We start from the raw sequence: 18,644 nt of genomic DNA on the forward strand, positions 1-18,644 counted from the left end.
GCGTATGCAGGACTCCATAGCCAAATCCAGGGGCGATGACAGCGTACTTCAGATGATGGATGAATTGGAGGACCTCATTTCGGAGGACCTCAAGGTTCCATTCGTCAATCGCGCAATCTGGGTGGACGTTGACGAGTTCTTCGCCCTCACGAACAAGATCCGGCTCGCGTTGCCGCAAGAGGTCCGTCGCGCGGACAGATTTGTGAAAGACGCCGATCGCCTCACACACGACGCGCAGGCCCAGGCCGCTCACATTGTGGATGAGGCGCGCGCCGAGGCGGACAGGCTGATCGCGGAGGCCGCCGAAAAAGCGCGGCTTGCCACCGAGTCAACCGAGATCAACCGCGCGGCAACCATGCGCGCCAAGCAGCTCATGCAGGACGCCGAGGACCACGCGCGCGAGATCAAGAAGGGCGCAGACGACTACGCCCGCGAAGTCCTGGAGAACCTCGATAATTACATCGCCCGCGTGATGTCAACGATCCGCCAGGGCAAGGACAAACTGGACACGAAGCGTCCGTAACGCGCCCGTCCGGCAAACTCATGAATGAAGGAAGGCTCTGATGCCTCTCGCAGATATCCTACAGCGCTCCAAAGCGCAACCGCAGCGAATCGTCTTCCCCGAAGGCGAAGAGCCACGAACCATCCAGGCCGCACAAATTCTGGTGCGCGACAAGATCGCGTATCCTATCCTGCTCGGCAATGTGGACGCCATCAAAGCCGCCGCGGCGGCGTGCCAGGCTGACACTTACGGTGTGACCATTATCGATCCCGCCACCTCCAGCCTTCGGGCGCAGTTCGCTCAACGGTTATTTGAGCTACGCCAGAAGAAGGGCATGACCCTGGAGCAGGCAAGCGAACTTGTCCTCAACCCGATGTATTTCGGCGTTTTGATGGTTGACGCGGACGAGGCGGACGGCGAGGTTTCCGGCGCGGTACACAGCACCGCCGACACATTGCGCCCGGCCTTGCAGGTTCTCGGCGCGGCGCCCGGCACACCGCTCGTCAGCAGCGCGATGGTAATGGAGACTCCAAAACCTGAATACGGCGAGAAGGGGACTCTCGTCTTCGCGGACTGCGGCCTCGTGGTGAATCCAAGCGCCGAGGAACTTGCCGCCATCGCATTTTCGACGGCTCAGACGGCGCGCCACTTGTTGGATATTGAGCCTCGCGTCGCGATGCTTTGTTTCAGCACGAAGGGAAGCGGCAAAGGCGACGTGGTTGATAAAGTCGCGGAAGCTACGCGGATCGTACGCGAGCGGTATCCGGTTCTCGAGATTGATGGCGAGCTTCAGGCGGACGCCGCTCTGGTGCCGTGGGTTGGAGAGAAAAAGGCGCCGGGGAGCCCCGTCGCCGGCCGCGCGAACGTTCTGATCTTCCCGGATCTGGCGTCGGGCAATATCGGTTACAAGCTGGTTGAACGCCTCGCGGGAGCACAGGCGATGGGGCCGATCCTGCAGGGCTTGGCCAAGCCGGTAAACGACTTGTCCCGCGGCTGCAGTGCCGCGGATATCGTCAATGTGGCGGCGATCACAGGGCTGCAAGCTCTCGGCGCCAGATAGCAAGACTCCAGGGGGCTACAGCGCTGAATCGCGCGCAGCCCCCTTGTCACGTCGCCGGTTCGGCCGGCATACAGGAATCTGAATGCACGTACTCGTAATCAACAGTGGCAGCAGCAGCGTTAAGGCGCGGTTTATCGAAACCGAAAGCCGTGCGCTCCTTGGCAAGGGATTGGTGGACCGGATTGGTTCGCCGGAATCGGCGCTGGAATGGACCGACGATGGCAACGCTATCAAGGGCAGCCTGGCCAACGCTACCGTCGAATCCGCGGTGGACCGCCTCATTGGCCTTGCCGAGGGATTGGGTACGATCGGCGCGGTCGGTCACCGCATCGTCCACGGCGGCGAACTGTACACCCGTCCGACCCTGGTAGATGATTCGGTCGTAAAAGGTGTTGAGGACTGCGCGGCGTTCGCTCCGCTGCATAACCCCGCCCATGCGGAAGGACTGAGGGCCGCGCGGAAGGCGCTCCCCCACGTTCCCCACGTCTGCGTGTTTGACACCGCGTTTCACGCCACGATCCCAGTCTACGCCCACCGTTATGCGATTCCCACGGAGTATTACGAAAACTATGGCGTCCGCCGGTACGGGGCGCACGGCACATCGCACCAGTACTTGAGCGCCACGGCAGATGAATGGCTCGCCTCCAAAGGCGTCCCGGCGCCCCATCGAGTCATCACCGCCCACCTGGGCAACGGTTCCAGCATCTCCGCGGTTCGCGACGGTGTCTGCGCGGAGACCAGCATGGGATTCACACCGCTGGAAGGCCTGATCATGGGCACCCGGTGCGGGGACATGGATTGCGCCGTGGTGCCGTTCCTGATGGAACGCAAGGGGTGGTCTCCCGCGGATGCCGACCGCTTCCTGAACAAGGACTGTGGCCTCCTTGGTGTCAGCGGTGTCAGTTCCGATATGCGCGACATCGAGCGCGCCCGTTCCGAGGGGAACCCGGACGCCACGCTGGCTTTTGACATGTTTTGCTATCGTATTAGGAAGTACGTGGGCGCGTTTACGTCCGTACTGGGTGGATTGGATGCCCTCGTTTTCAGCGGCGGGATCGGCGAACACTCCGATGCCGTACGACGGGAAGTGCTGGCCGGTCTTGGTTGGCTTGGCCTGCGCGTCGATGACGTCGCCAACGCGGACCCGCGCGGCGACGTTTGCGTCATCAGCCAACCCTCAGATGGCCCGGTGGCGCTGGTGATTCCCACGGACGAAGAGGGGCTCATTGCGCACCAGACGGCGGATGTCGCGCTTCAGGCGGCGCGCTGACGGCTGCGACGGGTACCAGGACCCGTGAACAGCCGGGAGGATGGACGGATGCCTGTACAACTCGATCTTTCGGAACTGCTTCACACGCCCGGGATGCGCGTGCCGTGCGATGTGGACGTTCCATGCGACAGCGACCTGGAACTCGATTGCGAGGGGTCGGTCCCGGGGCGTCTTGTCTTCACAAATACCGGGAATCTGCTGGTTGTCCAGGGCAGCGTCACGGTGACGCTGAAAACTCAGTGCCCGCGATGTCTGGCCGAAACGGCCCAGCCGCGGGAGGTCCCGGTTGATGACGAGTTCACGGTTTACGAAGACCACGTAACCGGTAGAGCCGACGATGATGAGGGCTTTGCGGATCCGGCCCTGACGGCGCTCTGGCAGGAAGGCCATATCCTGAATCTGACGGAACTGGTCCGGCAGAGCATCGTGCTGGAGTTCCCCGTGGAACCGCTTTGCCGCGAGGATTGCAAGGGGCTGTGCCCGGTCTGCGGGTGCAACCGTAACGAGAAGGAGTGCGACTGCGCTCCGCCGGTTGTTTCGCCGTTCGCGGTCCTGGCCGGTCTTTACAAACAGGACGCTGATTGACTATGGTACACCGGCGTCTGATTTTTACTTTCGCCCGCCAAATGCGCGGGTGAGCGCTTGTCCGGCACGATGCCGGTTGTCACGTATCGTCGAGACATATTGAGGCGGCGCCGCCGCCAGGGAGTTATCACAAATGCCACTGCCGAAAAGAAAGACATCGCGCTCCGCACGCAATCAGCGGCGCGCCTCGGCCTGGCGCATTACGGAGCCGGCTATCGGCACCTGCGCCCGTTGCCATGCCGCCAAACTGCTTCACCATGCCTGCCCGGCCTGCGGCTTCTATCGCGGCCGGCGCGTGATCGCGGTCAAGACGAAGGGCATGGAGGAATCCTGATCCCGTGACGCGTGTCGCCATCGATGCTATGGGTGGCGACCGGGCACCGGCGGAGATCGTGAAGGGCGCCGTTCTGGCGCAGTCCACGGGTTGCTCCATCATCCTGGTCGGCCAACCCGATGTGATTGAAGCCGAACTGACAGCATGCGGGGCCACTACGTCTCCGCGACTGTCCATAGTCCGGTCCGATGACGTTGTTGCCATGGACGAGTCGCCGGCCGCGGTAGTCCGCAGCCGGCGCAGTACGTCCATGTCCGTGGCACTGGAACTGGTTAAGCACGGCGAGGCTGACGCCGCCGTCAGCGCCGGCAACAGCGGCGCGATGATGGGCCTTGCCATGCGAACGCTCGGCAGGATCAAAGGCATCGAACGTCCCGCCATTGCGACGGTCTTTCCGACCCCGACCGGCGAGGAAACCGTGCTTCTGGATTCCGGCGCCAATGTGGACTGCAGCCCTGAAAACCTCCTTCAGTTCGCGCTGATGGGCAACGAGTTCGCCAGGGGCGTGCTCAATGTGCGCCAGCCGAGGGTTGCCATCCTCTCCATCGGTGAAGAGTCGTCGAAGGGAAACGCGGTCACCAAGGAGGCTGCGATCCTCCTTGGCGGAGCCGACCTCCGGTTCATCGGAAACATCGAAGGAGGGCGTCTCTTTACTGGAGATGCGGACGTTATCGTCTGCGACGGCTTCGTCGGCAATGTGGCTTTGAAGGTCGCCGAGGGTACGGCGGAATTTGTCCAGGCGATCCTCGTCCGGGAGTTCCGCGCGTCTCCGTGGCGCATCAGCCTCGGCCGTCTCTGCCAGCCCATCTTTCAAGCATTGAAGGCGCGTACCGACTATGACCAACGCGGTGGCGCGCCGTTGCTCGGCGTGAACGGCGTCGTCATCATCAGCCACGGACGCTCCAATGCAAAAGCTATCCTGAATGCAGTGCGAGAGGCCGACGAGGCCGTCAAACACAGCGTTGTGTGCCGAATCTCCGCCGCGGTGGGCAGCTGAGCCGGACCAGGTCGCGACCGAAAGCTACCAACCACGCCCCCACCTGTAAGTAATTAAGAGCATGCCCAGACTCCCGTATGGAATACGTATCGCCGGACTCGGCTCGTGCCTTCCGCCCCGCATCCTCGGTAACGAGGAGCTGTCGCAGATGGTGGACACCAACGACGAATGGATCGTCTCCCGAACCGGCATCCACGAGCGCCGGATAGTTGGCGAGGGGGTCAATACGTCCGATATCGCCACGGAAGCCGCGCTTGCGGCGCTGGCGGACGCGAATACCGATCCGGGCGAAATCGGGCTGGTCATTGTGGCCTCCGCCACGCCGGACATGCCGTTCCCATCCACCGCGTGCCTTGTGCAGGACCGCATCGGCGCGCCCAACGCAGGCGCATTCGACCTGAGCGCCGCATGCTCCGGTTTTGCGTACGCCCTGGTTGCGGCGGCCGGCTTGCTGGGTGAGGGTGGCCTGGGAAAGGCCCTCGTTATCGGCGCCGAGACTTTGAGCCGCATCACGGACTGGACGGACCGTTCAACCTGTATCCTCTTCGGTGACGGCGCGGGCGCGGCTGTCATAGAGCGCTGCGAGCCGGGGCAGGGGATGCTGGCTTGGGAACTCGGCAGCAACGGGGCGGGCGGCGTGCATCTTCGCGTTCCACCGCCCGATCGAAAGATCATCCAGAACGGGCGCGAAGTCTATAAGTTCGCGGTCCACACGCTTGGCGAGAGTGTGGCGCGGGTGTGCGGGATGTGCGACGTCAGCACGTCGGACCTCGACTGGATCGTGCCCCATCAGGCAAACACACGCATCTTCGAGGCGGCCGCCAAACGGTTGGAAATCCCCATGGCCCGCGTTTATAGTAATCTAGACCGGACCGGCAACACGTCGGCAGCGTCGATCCCGATTGCCCTGGCAGAGATGAAAGCTGCGGGATTGCTCGTGCCCGGGCAATTGGTGGCGCTGTCGGGCTTCGGTGGGGGGCTTACCTGGGCGACGGCAGTGCTTCGCTGGGCCTAGGGACCAGCCCAACCCCGTCTGTATAAGCGGACTATTGGCAGGGAGGTCGTGTGTACGTTGAGTAGTTGGGCGTTTCTATTCCCGGGACAAGGCGCGCAGGAAGTCGGGATGGGGCAGGCCTTGGCCGAAGCCCATCCGGCGGCGATGGCGACGTGGGAACAAGCGGAAGACGCGCTGAACCTGCCCGTCCGTGACATCGCCTGGTACGGCGACGCGGAAGCGCTGGCCCGCACAGACGTCACCCAGCCGTGCCTGTTGACCGCCGAGGTTGCCGCCTTGCAGGTCATCCGGGAATTTGGGCTGAAGCCCGTCGCGGCCGCCGGGCACTCTCTCGGTGAGTACGCGGCGCTTGTCGCCGCCGGCGCCCTGTCATTTTCGGATGCGGTCAGGATTGTGCGGGTCCGCGGCCAGGCGATGCAGGACGCTGCTGAACGCTCCGGAGGGGGCATGGCCGCGGTGATCGGCGCCGATGAGGGTGAGCTGGAGGCGTTGTGCGCGGAAATCGGCGGAATCGCCCTCGCGAATATCAACGCCCCGGGACAGGTAGTCGTGTCCGGAACCGACGCCGGATTGGCTGCGCTTGAGGCCCGTGGCAAAGAGATCAAAGCGCGGAGAGTCCTCCGGCTGAACGTCGCCGGCCCGTTTCATTCGCCGGCCATGCAGCCCGCGGCGGAATCCGTCGCCTCGGCCCTGGTATCGGTGACAATCCACGACCCGCGCATCCCGGTTTACGCGAACGTGACCGCACTGCCGGAGGCGACTGCCGCTGAGGTTCGCGCCAACCTCGGCGCTCAGGTTACGGGCCGCGTGCGATGGGTTGATTCCATCCGCAACATGGCTTCGGCGGGTGTGTTGTACTATCTGGAACTCGGGCCGGGGACCGTTCTGGCCGGCCTGATCAAGCGCATTCGGCCCGATGCAACCGTGTTCTCCGTAGGAGACCCAACGTCGCTGGAGTCGTTCAAGGTGGAAGCAGGCTTATGAGTCTCATCGGGAAAGTGGCCATAGTAACGGGTGCCGGCAAGGCCGGCAAAGGCATAGGGCAGGCGTGCGCTCTCGCCTTGAGCGCTGCCGGAGCGAAGGTTGTGGTTGCCAGCCGGACCGAAGCGAACGCTCAAACGGTTGCGGATGAGATCCGCGCGGCCGGAGGCGAAGCGCTCGCTCTCGGCGTGGACGTGAGCAGTGCGGAACAGGTAGAGTCTATGGTGGCGGCTACGCTCAGCGCTTTCGGCAGGGTGGACATTCTCGTCAACAACGCCGGCATCACGCGGGACGGGCTGATGATGCGGATGGGCGAGGACGCGTGGGATTCCGTGCTGGACACCAATTTGAAGGGCGCCTGGCTTTGCCTAAAGGCCGTTGCGCGGCCCATGATGAAACAGCGTTCCGGCGCGATCGTGAACATCACCAGCATCAACGGCATCACGGGCAGCGCCGGCCAGACGAACTATGCGGCCTCCAAGGCAGGGCTTATCGGCCTGGCGAAATCGGCCGCGAAGGAATTGGCGCCGCGCGGAATCCGCGTGAATGCGGTGGCGCCGGGCTGGATAGAAACAGCCATGACCGCGGATCTTGGCGACGAGTTCAAGGAACAGAGTCTCGTTCGCATACCGCTGGGACGCCTCGGAAAGCCCGAGGACGTCGCGGCGGCGGTTCGTTTCCTGTGTACTGAAGATGCCGCATACATCACCGGGCAAACGTTGGTTGTAGACGGCGGATTGATTATGTAAAATGAGGTTGCCGGCTGAGGGGCTCCACAACAGGCTCCCACACCGGCGCGTGATTCCCCGACACCTGAAGGAGAACAGATTCGTGACGACATTTGACCGTGTGAAGAAAGTGGTCGTGGACCAACTGGACGTCAACCCCGACGAAGTGACTGAACAGGCTAGTTTCGTCGATGACCTTGGCGCGGACTCATTGGACGTGGTTGAACTCGTCATGGGCCTCGAGGAAGAATTCGACCTCGAAATCCCCGACGAGGACGCCGAGAAGATTACCGCGGTTGGCGCCGCTGTCAAGTACATCGACGAGAAATCCAAGGCATAGTCAGACTCCTGTAGTCGAGTTCTCTGGCGCTTGTGCTGGAACTCGGATCAGAGAATAGAGAACCCTCACAAACGCAATGCTGAACCTCAATCGACGCGTGGTCGTTACCGGTATGGGCGTCATCAGCCCGGTCGGTATCGGGCTGGACGCGTTCTGGGATGGTCTCACCGCCGGACGATCCGGCATCAAGCCCATTACGCATTTTGATGCCTCGAACTTCCCCGTGCGATTCGCTGGGGAAGTGCAGGATTTCGATCCCTCCAACTGGCTGGACCGCAAGGAAACACGCCGGATGGACCGCGTGTCCCATTTCGGCGTCGCGGCAAGCCTGGAAGCCCTGAAGGACAGCGGCTTCGAGATCACGGATGAAAACCGCGAACGCGTCGGTGTTTTCATCGGCAGCGGGATCGGCGGCCTCCGGACGCTGGAAGACCAGATTGCGATTCTTAACGAACGCGGTCCGGACCGTGTGACTCCGTTCCTTATCCCGATGATGATCGTGGACATTACATCCGGCCACGTCAGCATCATCCTCAACGCGAAAGGCCCCAACGAAGCGGTCACCACCGCTTGCGCTACGGCCAACCATGCCATCGGCGACGCCGCGCACATCATCGCGCGCGGTGATGCGGACGTGATGATCACAGGCGGCACCGAAGCCTGTATCACGCCGATCGCCGTTGCGGGGTTCGCTTCCATGAAGGCGCTTTCCACCCGTAACGATGAACCGACGCGCGCGAGCCGGCCGTTTGATGTCGACCGCGACGGTTTCGTGCTGGGTGAAGGCGCCGGTATCGTGGTACTGGAGGAATATGAGCAGGCCATTGCCCGCGGCGCCCGCATCTATTGCGAAGTCGCCGGCTACGGTTTGAGCGGTGACGCATACCATATGACCCAGCCGGCCGAAAACGGCGAAGGCGCGCAACGGGCGATGAAGATGGCGCTGGCGAAGGGTGGCCTGAGGCCGGCCGACATCGGGTATATCAACGCGCATGGTACGTCAACCGGGCACGGCGATATCGCCGAGACAAAGGCAGTAAAGGCCGTCTTCGGGACGGATACGGCTCCGCCAGTGAGCAGCACCAAGTCCATGACAGGGCACCTTCTGGGCGCGGCCGGCGGGATCGAGTCCGTGGCCAGCATCCTGGCGCTTACGAAGGGCGAGATACCTCCAACTATCAACCTCGAGAACCAGGACCCCGAATGCGATCTGGATTACGTTCCGCACACGCCGCGCAAGGCGGATCTGAACGCGGTCATGACCAATTCGTTCGGCTTCGGTGGTCACAACGCCACCCTGGTTTTCGCGAAAGTGTAGAGCCCTAGGGCTGGGGACAATCTGGCCCCGGTCCTCAGCCCTGACGTCTCAGCTCTCCCTATGGTATCCGTCGTCCTCGTCTCATGGAATACCCGCGACCTCCTCGGCCACTGCCTGGACAGCATCAAGCCCCAGGTCGAAGCCTGCGGTGGAGACGTATGGGTCGTTGATAATGACTCCTCCGATGGATCCGCGGACCTCGTCGCCAGGGACTACCCCTGGGTCAATTTGATCCGCAATCCCGGTAACGATGGATTCGCCCGAGCGTGCAACATCGTCTTTCCGCACCTCGACCACCCGTACGTGTTCCTCTTCAACCCGGACGCCACGCTGGATGAAGGGTCACTGGCTGCCATGATCCGCGTGATGGAAGCCGACCCAAAACTGGGCGCCATCATGCCGAAACTCCTCACCGCGGACGGTGCGCCGACGCATTTCGTGGGTCGGGCGCCGCGCTGGCTGGCGATCAGACTGCGCGTTCAGCGAACGCTGATGTGGCGCTTCCCACATTCAAGCGCGCTGCGCGATTACTGGGAACGCGCCGCAGCGGATTATCTCGCGCATTCGGCCTCATCGGGCGGCCCGTATCCGCGCAAACTCCTGGAGGGCGCGGCTCTGATGGTCCGGCGTTCCGCGCTTGAGGCCGTTGGCCGGTTCGATCCGTCATTCTTCTGCGGATACGAGGAAACGGACCTGACCATCCGTATGCGGCAGGCCGGGTGGCGGCTCGCCGTGACCCCGCTCGCCACCGCTCGCCACTGGGATCAGCAGAGCCGCCTCCAATGGAAGACCAGGCCGTGGGAGATTCCGGATGGCTTCTATTTTGTGCGGAAACACAAGGGACGGCTGGGATTGGTTCTCCACTACCTAACCTCGCGCCGGCGACTGCGCCACTTCGCCGCCTGGGGTTTCTCCGCCCATGAGTTGCGCAGGCAGCAGGGCGAGGCCTTCCGCGCCCTCTGGCGCTCGCCTGAACACCCCGGCGTTCCGTTCTCGTCGGACTGATCGGGTCGCTTCCTCCATCCTCCGCGCCACCTCGCCTTGACAATCCACCCCATCCGGTTCAGCATAATCACGTATCGAATGCTGTTTACCGGAAGGAGATGCAAGGGCTGTCGAGTCCTTGCCTACCACACTTATGACCACATGCCCGCGCTGCGGCGCAAACAATGAAGCCAACCGAGCCGCCTGTTGGGATTGCTTCGCACCCCTCACGGGGGCCATCGCCGCGAAGGTGAAACCCATGCTTTTGGCGGGTAACGGCGGAGTGACCATGGAGCCGACTCCGGAGGCGGTCGGCGCGGTTCCGGCCAAGAAGAAGGGCCTCTTCGGGAAGAAGTAGTCTATTCAGGGAGTGAACAGAATGTCTGGACAAGTGATCAGTGAGCGCGCCAGGCGCGTCAACCCGTCCCCTACGCTGTCCCTTACGGCTAAGATCAAAGCGCTGCAGGCGGAAGGCAAGGACATCATCGCTTTCACCGCCGGCGAGCCGGACTTCGACACGGCACCCCACATCAAACAGGCCGCCATCGACGCTCTCGGCGAAGGATTCACCAAATACACGCCCACCGGCGGCATCGTCCCGCTGAAGGCAGCGGTGTGCTCAAAACTGAAGCGCGATAATGGCCTGGAGTACGAGAACAAAAACGTTCTCGTTTCCGTGGGTGGCAAGCACAGCCTTTTCAACGCGTTCCTGGCGCTGCTCGATCCCGGCGATGAGGCCATCATCCCGGCGCCATACTGGGTGACTTATCCGGAGCAGGTGGTTTTCGCTCAGGGCAAGCCCGTCTTCGTCCAGACTCACGCGAAGGATGGCTTCAAGCTCACTGCGGAGGCTGTCGCCGCCGCCGTGACGCCGAAGACCAAGGTCCTTGTGCTGAACTCTCCCAGCAACCCCACCGGCGCCGTGTATGACGCCTCCGAATTGAAGAAGATCGCCGCGCTGGCGGTGGAGAAGGGCTTCTGGGTCATCAGCGACGAGATGTACGAGCGTCTGACCTATGGGGAAACCGCCGTCAGCATCGCCTCTTTCGGTGAGGACATCAAAGCCCGCACGTTGACCATGAACGGCTGCTCTAAAGCCTACTCGATGACGGGCTGGCGCATCGGCTATACCGCCGGACCGGCCGACGTGATCGCCGCCATGACGCGCATTCAGGACCAGAGTACTTCCAACCCCACGTCCTTCGCCCAGCGAGGCGCTGTGGCGGCGCTTACCGGCCCGCAGGGGGTTGTGGAAGAGATGCGCCAGGCGTTCCTCAAGCGGCGCGACGTGCTGGTGATGGGCCTGAACAGCCTGAAGGGCGTTTCATGCAACCTCCCCGGCGGAGCGTTCTACGCGTTCCCGGATATGTCCGGCTGGCTGAAAGGCGAAATCAAGGGCTCCGACGACCTGGCCGCAGTCCTCCTGGAAAAGTACGGCCTGGGAGTCATTCCGGGCGCCGGATTCGGGGCGGACACGTGTATCCGCCTGAGCTACGCAACGAGTATGGACAACATCCGCGAGGGGCTCGATCGTTTCGCTCTTGCGGCGGCTGACCTGGCCTGATCGATCGGACGACAACCATGGCCGGCCGCAAATCGCATACATCACGCCTCCAGGTGCTCCTCGCGCCTTACGGGGTTCCCGAGGGCCTGCTCCGGCAGGCCCTCACGCACCGTAGTCGTGAGGATGCCGGACCGAACAACGAACGGCTTGAGTTTCTCGGCGACGCCGTGCTCGAACTGTTGGTGAGCGATTATCTGTACACCTCCGAGCCCGCGTCCAGCGAGGGGATACTCACCCGGCGGCGCGCGCTCAGCGTTTCCGAACCGACGCTCACGCAGGCGGCGCGGCGGATCAACCTCGGCGAGGCTATCCAGATGTCGCGCGGTGAAGAGCAGACGGGCGGGCGGGACCGGCCGTCGATCCTCTCGGACGCGTATGAAGCGGTTGCGGCGGCTATCTATCTCGGCGGCGGAATCGACGCGGCTCGCGCCTTTGTCGCCGATACGCTGCTCCCTCTCATTGAGTCGGTAAAGGAACGTGATTTCAAATCGGTGTTCCAGGAGTGGGCGCAGGAAGTACATAAGGAAACGCCAACATATCGGATCGTCGAAGAGATGGGCCCGGAGCACAGCAAGGAGTTTCGCGCCCAGGTGATTGTCGGAAGCATGTGCGCGGGAGAGGGCACCGGCCGCTCCAAGAAGGAAGCCGAGCAGAATGCCGCCGAAGCCGCGGCGCGCGCGGCAGACGTTCCGCTCGACGAGTGATCTGCCCCGCCCAAACCATACCCGAACTGTCACCGTTATCGGCTGTGAAAGGAGACTGAATCGCGAATGCCCGCATCAACTACATACGCTCCGCCATCCGCCAGCATTGGCGTCTTTGGAGGCTCGGGGTTCTACGATTTCCTTCCCGACGTGCGCGAGGTCATCGTTGATACGCCTTACGGCGCTCCGAGCGACCTTGTCGCGATCGCCTCGGTCGGGAACCATCGGGTGGCTTTCCTGCCGCGCCATGGGCGCGGCCACACACATCCTGCGCACGCGGTGAACTATCGCGCCAATGTGTGGGCGCTCCATTCCCTCGGGGTGAGACAGATCATCGCCCCGTGTGCGGTCGGCAGCCTTCAGAAGCATATCCACCCCGGGGATTTCGTGGTTCTGGACCAGATATTCGACCGAACAACCCAGCGCGCGGACACATTCTTCAACGGCCCGATCACACACCACATCTCCGCCGCCGATCCGTATTGCCAGCGTATGCGCGCCATTGCGCTGGCGACGGCTCAGGAACTCGGCATTGCGGTCCACGAGAACGGTACGGCCGTCATCATCCAGGGGCCGCGCTTCAGCACGAAAGCTGAAAGCGCGTGGTACACCGGCAACGGTTGGAGTGTCGTTGGCATGACGCAGTATCCCGAGGCGATTCTGGCCAAGGAACTGGGAATCTGCTACTCGGGGATCGCCCTTGTGACGGACTATGACGCCGGACTGGTCGCCGAAACCGGTGAGGCGGTCTCGGTGGAGGCCGTCCTCAAGACGATGGCGGACAACAACCATCGCGTTCAGGCTCTCATCGTGGCGATGCTCGAGCGCCTTCCCGCCGCTGTGGACGGCGCCTGCCAATGCGCGAAGGAAGCCGACTGGGCCGTGATGAACGGCCGGTAGGCAGCGATCCCGATGACAGTGTACTGGCGTGACAACCAGGTCTGGATGCTGGATCAAAACGCTCTTCCCCTCGAAGAGCGCTACCTGGCGTTTGCCGACTGGCGGGATGTGACGGACGCCATACGCATCATGACCGTGCGTGGGGCCCCGGCGATCGGAGTCGCCGCGGCGTTCGGGATCGCGCTGGCTGCCCGCGGCATAGAGGATGACCATTTCGAAGCCGATTTCGAGGAAGTTTGCGCGGCGTTCGCGGCCACCAGGCCCACCGCCGTGAACCTCTTCTGGGCGGTCGATCGCATGCGAGCCGTTGCGTTGGCGTCGCCGATTCACGGCCGACGGGAAGCCCTGCTCGCCGAGGCGCAGTCCATCCGTGACGAGGACGAGGCGATGTGCCGGGAGATAGGGCGCCACGGCGCAGAACTGCTCGCAGACGGCGACTGCGTGCTTACGCACTGCAACGCCGGGGCGCTCGCCACGGCGGATTATGGAACCGCCCTCGGCGTCATCCGTGCGGCGGTAGAGCGGGGGAAGCGGATCGCGGTATTCGCGGACGAGACGCGGCCGAGGCTTCAGGGCCTGCGATTGACGGCGTGGGAACTGATGCGGGACGGCATTGACGTAACGGTGATCCCCGACAACGCTTCCGGTTCTCTCATGCGCGCCGGCCGAATCAACGCCGTTATCGTCGGATCCGACCGGATTGCGGCAAACGGGGATGTAGCGAATAAGATCGGCACGTACAACGTGGCAGTCCTTGCGCGCCACCACAAGATTCCATTCTACGTTGCAGCGCCGTTCTCGACGGTAGACAGGCGCATTGCGTCCGGCGGCGATATACCGATTGAGGAGCGCGGAGCGGAAGAGATTACCCATATCGACGGCGTTCGCGTCGGGCCGAGGGGTGTCAAAGCGTTCAATCCGGCGTTTGATGTAACGCCCGCCGCGCTTGTATCGGCTATCATAACCGAACGGGGAGTCTTCACGGCGCCCTATGACTTTTCTCGAGGTGACTGAAATGCTGGCTGAGAAACTCATGCGTACGATCCCGGATTTCCCGCAGGAAGGCATTCTGTTCCGGGACATAACCCCCGTTCTGGCCGACGCGCGCGCCCTGCGCGAAGTTGTCAGCGAGATGGCGGATCACGCGGAGGACATGGGAGCCGAAGTGATCGTCGGCATCGAAAGCCGCGGATTCGTGTTCGGCGCCGCGGTGGCTCTGGAGTGCCGCCTCGGAATGGTCCCGGTGCGCAAGGCCGGCAAACTGCCGTACAAAACGGTTCAGTGCTGTTACGACCTGGAATATGGGTCGGCGACCGTGGAGATCCACGAGGATGCGATTGCCCCCGGTGAGAAATGCGTCATCGTTGACGACCTGCTCGCCACCGGCGGGACGGCGGCAGCCGCAGCCAGACTGATCGAAAAGCTTGGCGGTGTCGTGGCGGGCGTGGTCTTCCTGATCGAGCTTTCGGATCTGCGGGGCCGCGACCGGCTGCAAGGCTACAAGGTCGAGTCGCTCATTCAGTACTGACATAGCCCTCCGCGGTTCTGACGGAAGGCCCGTGACCCGCATCCATCCGCGCCCGTTCGCCGCCAACGATGATGAAGTACTGGACGATACTTGGGGTGTTCATTCAGGACAGCATGGCGTACCGCAGCCAGGTGACGCTCTGGATGCTGGTTGACCTGGTTCCCGCGATGATCATGCCGTTCGTGTGGTTCGCCGGCTTCAATGGCCGCTCGAACATAAGCGGGTTCGGCCACGCCCAGTTTGTGATGTACTACCTCACGATGACGTTCCTCAGCAATTTCATCGTTTCGCACATCCATTGGGAAATGAGCCGGGACATCAAGGACGGGCAGCTCTCCAAGTTTCTCCTGTACCCGTTCAGTTATATGCGGTACCAGTTTTTGGGCAACGCCGCCTACCGCGTGATGCGATGCGTGTTGTTCACGCCGTTTCTGCTTCTGTGGCTGCTCGTCTTCCACAAGTACATGGGCGCCTCGGCCTTCGCAACTCTCCACGTCGGCGGGGGATTCTGGCTGGCTCTGGGCCTGGGGCATCTCGTCGCGTTCGTCCTCGCGTGGGCGCTTGGAACGATGGGCTTCTTCTTCGTTGAGAATCAGTCGCTGTTCATCACCTATTACGTCTGCCTGTCCATCTTCAGCGGCGCAATGGCGCCATTCGCTATGCTGCCGCGCCTGCTCAAGATCATCGCCGCCCTCACCCCATTTCGATATACGCTGTCCTTTCCCCTTGAGGTATTGAACGGACGAGCGGAAGGAGCGTTCTTCTGGAACGGGATTCAGGGACAGGTGATATGGCTTGTGGTCCTGTTCGTCCTCGGGCGCATCGGGTGGGCACGGGGTACGCGTCAATACGCGGGAGCAGGCATGTAAATGTCAGCCCGACGCGTCATACGCCTGCTTGCGGTATTCGTCAGGACGTGCCTCGTGAAGGAAATGGAGTTCCGGGGCAACTTCTGGATGGGCGTCTTCGCCAACGTGATCTGGGTATCGGCGTACCTGGTCTTTATGAAGATCATCTACGCGAACACGAAATCCGTCGGGGGCTGGACGCAGGGGCAGGGAGTCGTGCTGCTGGGAACTTACGTCCTGACACGCAGCATCGTAGACATCGCGTTCTCCCGCAACCTGGCCGAACTGCCCAACCTCGTCCGAATGGGCACATTTGATTTCGTCCTGGTCAAGCCGGTCAACAGCCAGTTCTTCGTGTCGCTTCGCTATATGAATTTCGGCGAGATCGGGAGCGCGCTGGCCGCCATTGCGATGATTGTGTACGGCGCGAGGATGGACCATATCCGGATCACCGGATCAAGCCTGCTGGCTTACGTTTGCATGCTCGCCTGCGCCATCTGCATCTTCTACGGCATTTATCTCATGCTGATGGCGACGGCCTTCTGGTTCGTTCGCGTTGATAATCTCTGGACTCTCGGCGAAACCGTGTTCCAGGTCGCGCGCGTTCCCATCAACATATTTGGAGTGCGGGCGACCCAGATACTGACCTTCGTCGTGCCGCTGATTTTCATCGCTCACGTTCCTGCGCAGGCCCTTATGTCTCTGCTAACGCCGCTCCTGTTCGTCGTCGGCGTGGCCATGTCCATTACTCTGCTCGTTTTGAGTTCGCTCTTCTGGAGCTTCGCGACGAGGTTTTACACAAGCGCCAGCAGCTGATTTCCTGAATTCTGACCCCCATGATCGAACATACACGCGAAGAGATAAACCAGCGGCGCGACGAAGGCGCCGATATGACCGCCTGGGCCGAGGAGCATCAGCGCCTCGTCAGTGACGGCGCTGATGCGGAGACGTGGAGAGCCTTTTACCAACGCCTCTACGCTGAGGCCGAGCCTGCCGGGAACGCCACCGAGCCTTCCACCCTTGAAGCGATCCGCGCTCTGCGCCCGGAAGGGCCTCGACGCCTCCCGGTCGATTCGTCAGCGCTCGCGGACAAGATTCTGGGCGCGTGGCAGGGCCGGATCGCCGGATGTATTCTCGGAGCCGTCGTTGAGGGAAAGCCTAGGGACTACATCGACCGCTACCTTGCCGCCGCCGGGCGGGATGACCTTACGGGCTTCTTCCCCCGCCTTGCCTCGCTGCCCGATTGGGCGGACGAAGCGTGGCTGCGGTCCGAACGAATCGAGCGCTCCGTTGCCGGCGGAATTACGCACGCCGTCCGCGACGACGACATCGACTACACCATCCTTGGCCTGCACTATCTCGAGAAGTACGGCCCCAGGTTCACTTCGGACAACGTCGCCGACGAGTGGTTGCTGCTGTTGCCCTACGCTCAGATCTACACGGCGGAACGCATCGCGTACAAGAACCTGGTGAATGATCTCCGCCCGCCGCACTCGGCGACGCACGAAAACCCATACCGGGAGTGGATCGGCGCGCAGATCCGGGCCGACGCTTTCGGTTACGTGAACGCAGGGCGGCCGGAGCAGGCGGCCGACATGGCGTTTCGCGATGCCTGCATCAGCCACACGCGCAACGGCATATACGGCGAAATGTGGAGCGCGGCTATGATCGCCGCGGCGTTCAGCGTCGCGGAACCCCGTGAGGCGATTGAGATCGGTCTCAGCGAGATTCCCGCGGGATGCCGCCTCGCCGACGCGGGACGCAAACTCCTTGCCTGGAGCGAGGAATACCCGGACTGGAAAGCGTGCTGGGAACGGGCGATGCGGGAGTATGGCCATCTGAACTGGGTCCATACGATCAACAATGCGCTGTGGGTGATGGTGGGCCTTCTCTATGGGCGGAAGGACTTCGGGCGCACGATCGCGATCGCCGTCCGGTGCGGCCAGGATACCGACTGCAACGGCGCCACCGCGGGCAGCGTTCTGGGGGCGATGCTTGGCGCCGGGGCCATACCTCAGCAGTGGACGGCGCCGTTCAACAACACGGTTCGCTCCTTTGTGATCGGGTTCGATAACAGCCTCATAACCGATCTCGCGTCCCGGACGCTTGCCCAGTACAAGAGGGTTCTCGATGCGGGCGACTGATTCACGGATATTGCCGCGGCTGGACAAGGCCTGCTGGGTAGTGTCCGCCGAGGCCGACGGAGGTCTGACCGCCCGTTTGTGCGCATCGACCGGACGAGGCGGGGAGGCTGAATCCATCGGCTCATCGCGCGGGGGCTGGGATGTGACGCTGGACACCGATGGAACTCCGTGGGTTGTCTTCGTTTCGGAGGAGAACGGCTGCATCGCCGTGAGACGGGCCGTCGAGGGCCGATGGGGCCCGTCGCTTCAGGTGTCCGCTGAGAGAGGTGTGGAACCGCTCATCCGCGCGGACGAGTTCAACAACATCTGGGTCTTCTGGAGAGATGGGTCGCCGGGCGCGGCGTTCGCTTGCCGCGTCTGCCGGATGGGGCCGAGGTCGGGGCAGGAAATGGTCGCGGCTTCTTTTGACCGGGATCAAACCATACTGGACGCCGGGTGCCGGGGCGGGGAGATCTGGCTCCTGGCCGGTGACCGCGAAGGCGAACGGTGGATCGTGTGCGGCACCGAGCACGACGGGTTTCCTCCGGCGAGGCGGATCGGCGCCAGCCTGACATAATACCGCGGCAGATCGCGATCGCGTGACGCACCGCGGCAGTTTTGGCAACGCGCTCCGCTCGATGCGAACCGACTCGGCACGAGGCGGGCCGGTGACTCCGACGGGCATGAGGCGGATGGACGCTGAGATCGCCCGGGATTTGTGCTCTGAGCAGCGGCAAATGCTCTCATCAGGCAACAATTTGGCTGGGAATGAATGTGCAGCCGCCGAAGCGGTCAAACATGGCGCGTTTCTTGCGGCGTTTTGACTTATTGGCGCCGTGGCCCACGCACGGCGACTACTCGTT

At 62.7% G+C, this 18,644-nt stretch carries 21 protein-coding genes; all 21 read left to right on the forward strand.

What is annotated here, in order from left to right:
• Positions 1–4 precede the first annotated feature (4 nt).
• The 21 genes from VGM51_10575 (at position 5) to VGM51_10675 (ending at position 18,358) form a co-directional block, all read left to right on the forward strand.
• On the forward strand, positions 5–523 hold the full coding sequence (locus VGM51_10575; GenBank protein ID HEY3413481.1) for a hypothetical protein: 519 nt from the start codon (positions 5–7) through the stop codon (positions 521–523).
• A 37-nt stretch (positions 524–560) separates the two neighbouring features.
• On the forward strand, positions 561–1,562 hold the full coding sequence (gene pta, locus VGM51_10580) for a phosphate acetyltransferase (protein ID HEY3413482.1): 1,002 nt from the start codon (positions 561–563) through the stop codon (positions 1,560–1,562).
• 82 nt (positions 1,563–1,644) lie between these two features.
• Entirely contained in the window at positions 1,645–2,832 is a 1,188-nt protein-coding gene (locus tag VGM51_10585) for an acetate kinase (GenBank protein ID HEY3413483.1), read from the forward strand.
• 48 nt (positions 2,833–2,880) lie between these two features.
• The gene (locus tag VGM51_10590) at positions 2,881–3,417 is read left to right on the forward strand and encodes a DUF177 domain-containing protein (GenBank protein ID HEY3413484.1); all 537 of its coding nucleotides are present in this window, start codon (positions 2,881–2,883) and stop codon (positions 3,415–3,417) included.
• Between the two features lie 133 nt (positions 3,418–3,550).
• Entirely contained in the window at positions 3,551–3,751 is a 201-nt protein-coding gene (rpmF, locus tag VGM51_10595; GenBank protein ID HEY3413485.1) for a 50S ribosomal protein L32, read from the forward strand.
• A 4-nt stretch (positions 3,752–3,755) separates the two neighbouring features.
• Positions 3,756–4,748, forward strand: a complete 993-nt coding sequence (gene plsX / locus VGM51_10600) for a phosphate acyltransferase PlsX (protein ID HEY3413486.1) — start codon at positions 3,756–3,758, stop codon at positions 4,746–4,748.
• Between the two features lie 61 nt (positions 4,749–4,809).
• Positions 4,810–5,763: a beta-ketoacyl-ACP synthase III gene (locus tag VGM51_10605; protein ID HEY3413487.1), complete on the forward strand. Its 954-nt coding sequence runs from the start codon at positions 4,810–4,812 to the stop codon at positions 5,761–5,763.
• Positions 5,764–5,811: 48 nt separating this feature from the next.
• Positions 5,812–6,747, forward strand: coding sequence for an ACP S-malonyltransferase (fabD, locus tag VGM51_10610; protein ID HEY3413488.1), 936 nt, complete (start codon positions 5,812–5,814; stop codon positions 6,745–6,747).
• Positions 6,744–7,493: a 3-oxoacyl-[acyl-carrier-protein] reductase gene (gene fabG, locus VGM51_10615; protein ID HEY3413489.1), complete on the forward strand. Its 750-nt coding sequence runs from the start codon at positions 6,744–6,746 to the stop codon at positions 7,491–7,493. The genes fabD and fabG overlap by 4 nt, the downstream gene beginning before the upstream one ends.
• A gap of 82 nt (positions 7,494–7,575) precedes the next feature.
• Complete coding sequence (gene acpP / locus VGM51_10620) at positions 7,576–7,812, forward strand: acyl carrier protein (GenBank protein ID HEY3413490.1); 237 nt, start codon at positions 7,576–7,578, stop codon at positions 7,810–7,812.
• Positions 7,813–7,888: 76 nt separating this feature from the next.
• On the forward strand, positions 7,889–9,130 hold the full coding sequence (fabF, locus tag VGM51_10625; GenBank protein HEY3413491.1) for a beta-ketoacyl-ACP synthase II: 1,242 nt from the start codon (positions 7,889–7,891) through the stop codon (positions 9,128–9,130).
• Positions 9,131–9,190: 60 nt separating this feature from the next.
• Positions 9,191–10,135: a glycosyltransferase family 2 protein gene (locus VGM51_10630; GenBank protein HEY3413492.1), complete on the forward strand. Its 945-nt coding sequence runs from the start codon at positions 9,191–9,193 to the stop codon at positions 10,133–10,135.
• A gap of 358 nt (positions 10,136–10,493) precedes the next feature.
• The gene (locus VGM51_10635; GenBank protein ID HEY3413493.1) at positions 10,494–11,678 is read left to right on the forward strand and encodes a pyridoxal phosphate-dependent aminotransferase; all 1,185 of its coding nucleotides are present in this window, start codon (positions 10,494–10,496) and stop codon (positions 11,676–11,678) included.
• 17 nt (positions 11,679–11,695) lie between these two features.
• Positions 11,696–12,382, forward strand: coding sequence for a ribonuclease III (gene rnc, locus VGM51_10640; GenBank protein HEY3413494.1), 687 nt, complete (start codon positions 11,696–11,698; stop codon positions 12,380–12,382).
• Positions 12,383–12,448: 66 nt separating this feature from the next.
• The gene (locus tag VGM51_10645) at positions 12,449–13,282 is read left to right on the forward strand and encodes an S-methyl-5'-thioadenosine phosphorylase (protein ID HEY3413495.1); all 834 of its coding nucleotides are present in this window, start codon (positions 12,449–12,451) and stop codon (positions 13,280–13,282) included.
• Positions 13,283–13,294: 12 nt separating this feature from the next.
• Positions 13,295–14,296 (forward strand): S-methyl-5-thioribose-1-phosphate isomerase, encoded by a 1,002-nt coding sequence (gene mtnA / locus VGM51_10650; GenBank protein HEY3413496.1) that lies wholly within the window; start codon positions 13,295–13,297, stop codon positions 14,294–14,296.
• Between the two features lies 1 nt (position 14,297).
• Positions 14,298–14,810 carry an adenine phosphoribosyltransferase gene (locus VGM51_10655; GenBank protein ID HEY3413497.1) on the forward strand — a complete coding sequence of 171 codons (513 nt, stop codon included), beginning with the start codon at positions 14,298–14,300 and terminating at the stop codon, positions 14,808–14,810.
• A 68-nt stretch (positions 14,811–14,878) separates the two neighbouring features.
• Positions 14,879–15,679 (forward strand): ABC-2 family transporter protein, encoded by an 801-nt coding sequence (locus tag VGM51_10660; protein HEY3413498.1) that lies wholly within the window; start codon positions 14,879–14,881, stop codon positions 15,677–15,679.
• The gene (locus tag VGM51_10665; GenBank protein ID HEY3413499.1) at positions 15,680–16,474 is read left to right on the forward strand and encodes an ABC-2 family transporter protein; all 795 of its coding nucleotides are present in this window, start codon (positions 15,680–15,682) and stop codon (positions 16,472–16,474) included. It begins immediately after the preceding gene.
• Positions 16,475–16,494: 20 nt separating this feature from the next.
• Positions 16,495–17,802 (forward strand): ADP-ribosylglycohydrolase family protein, encoded by a 1,308-nt coding sequence (locus tag VGM51_10670; protein ID HEY3413500.1) that lies wholly within the window; start codon positions 16,495–16,497, stop codon positions 17,800–17,802.
• Positions 17,789–18,358, forward strand: a complete 570-nt coding sequence (locus VGM51_10675) for a hypothetical protein (GenBank protein HEY3413501.1) — start codon at positions 17,789–17,791, stop codon at positions 18,356–18,358. Before VGM51_10670 ends, VGM51_10675 begins: the two co-directional genes overlap by 14 nt.
• The last annotated feature ends 286 nt before the right edge of the window (positions 18,359–18,644 follow it).

The sequence above is a fragment of the Armatimonadota bacterium genome (assembly GCA_036504095.1).
In the GTDB taxonomy this organism is placed as follows: domain Bacteria; phylum Armatimonadota; class DTGP01; order JAKQQT01; family JAKQQT01; genus DASXUL01.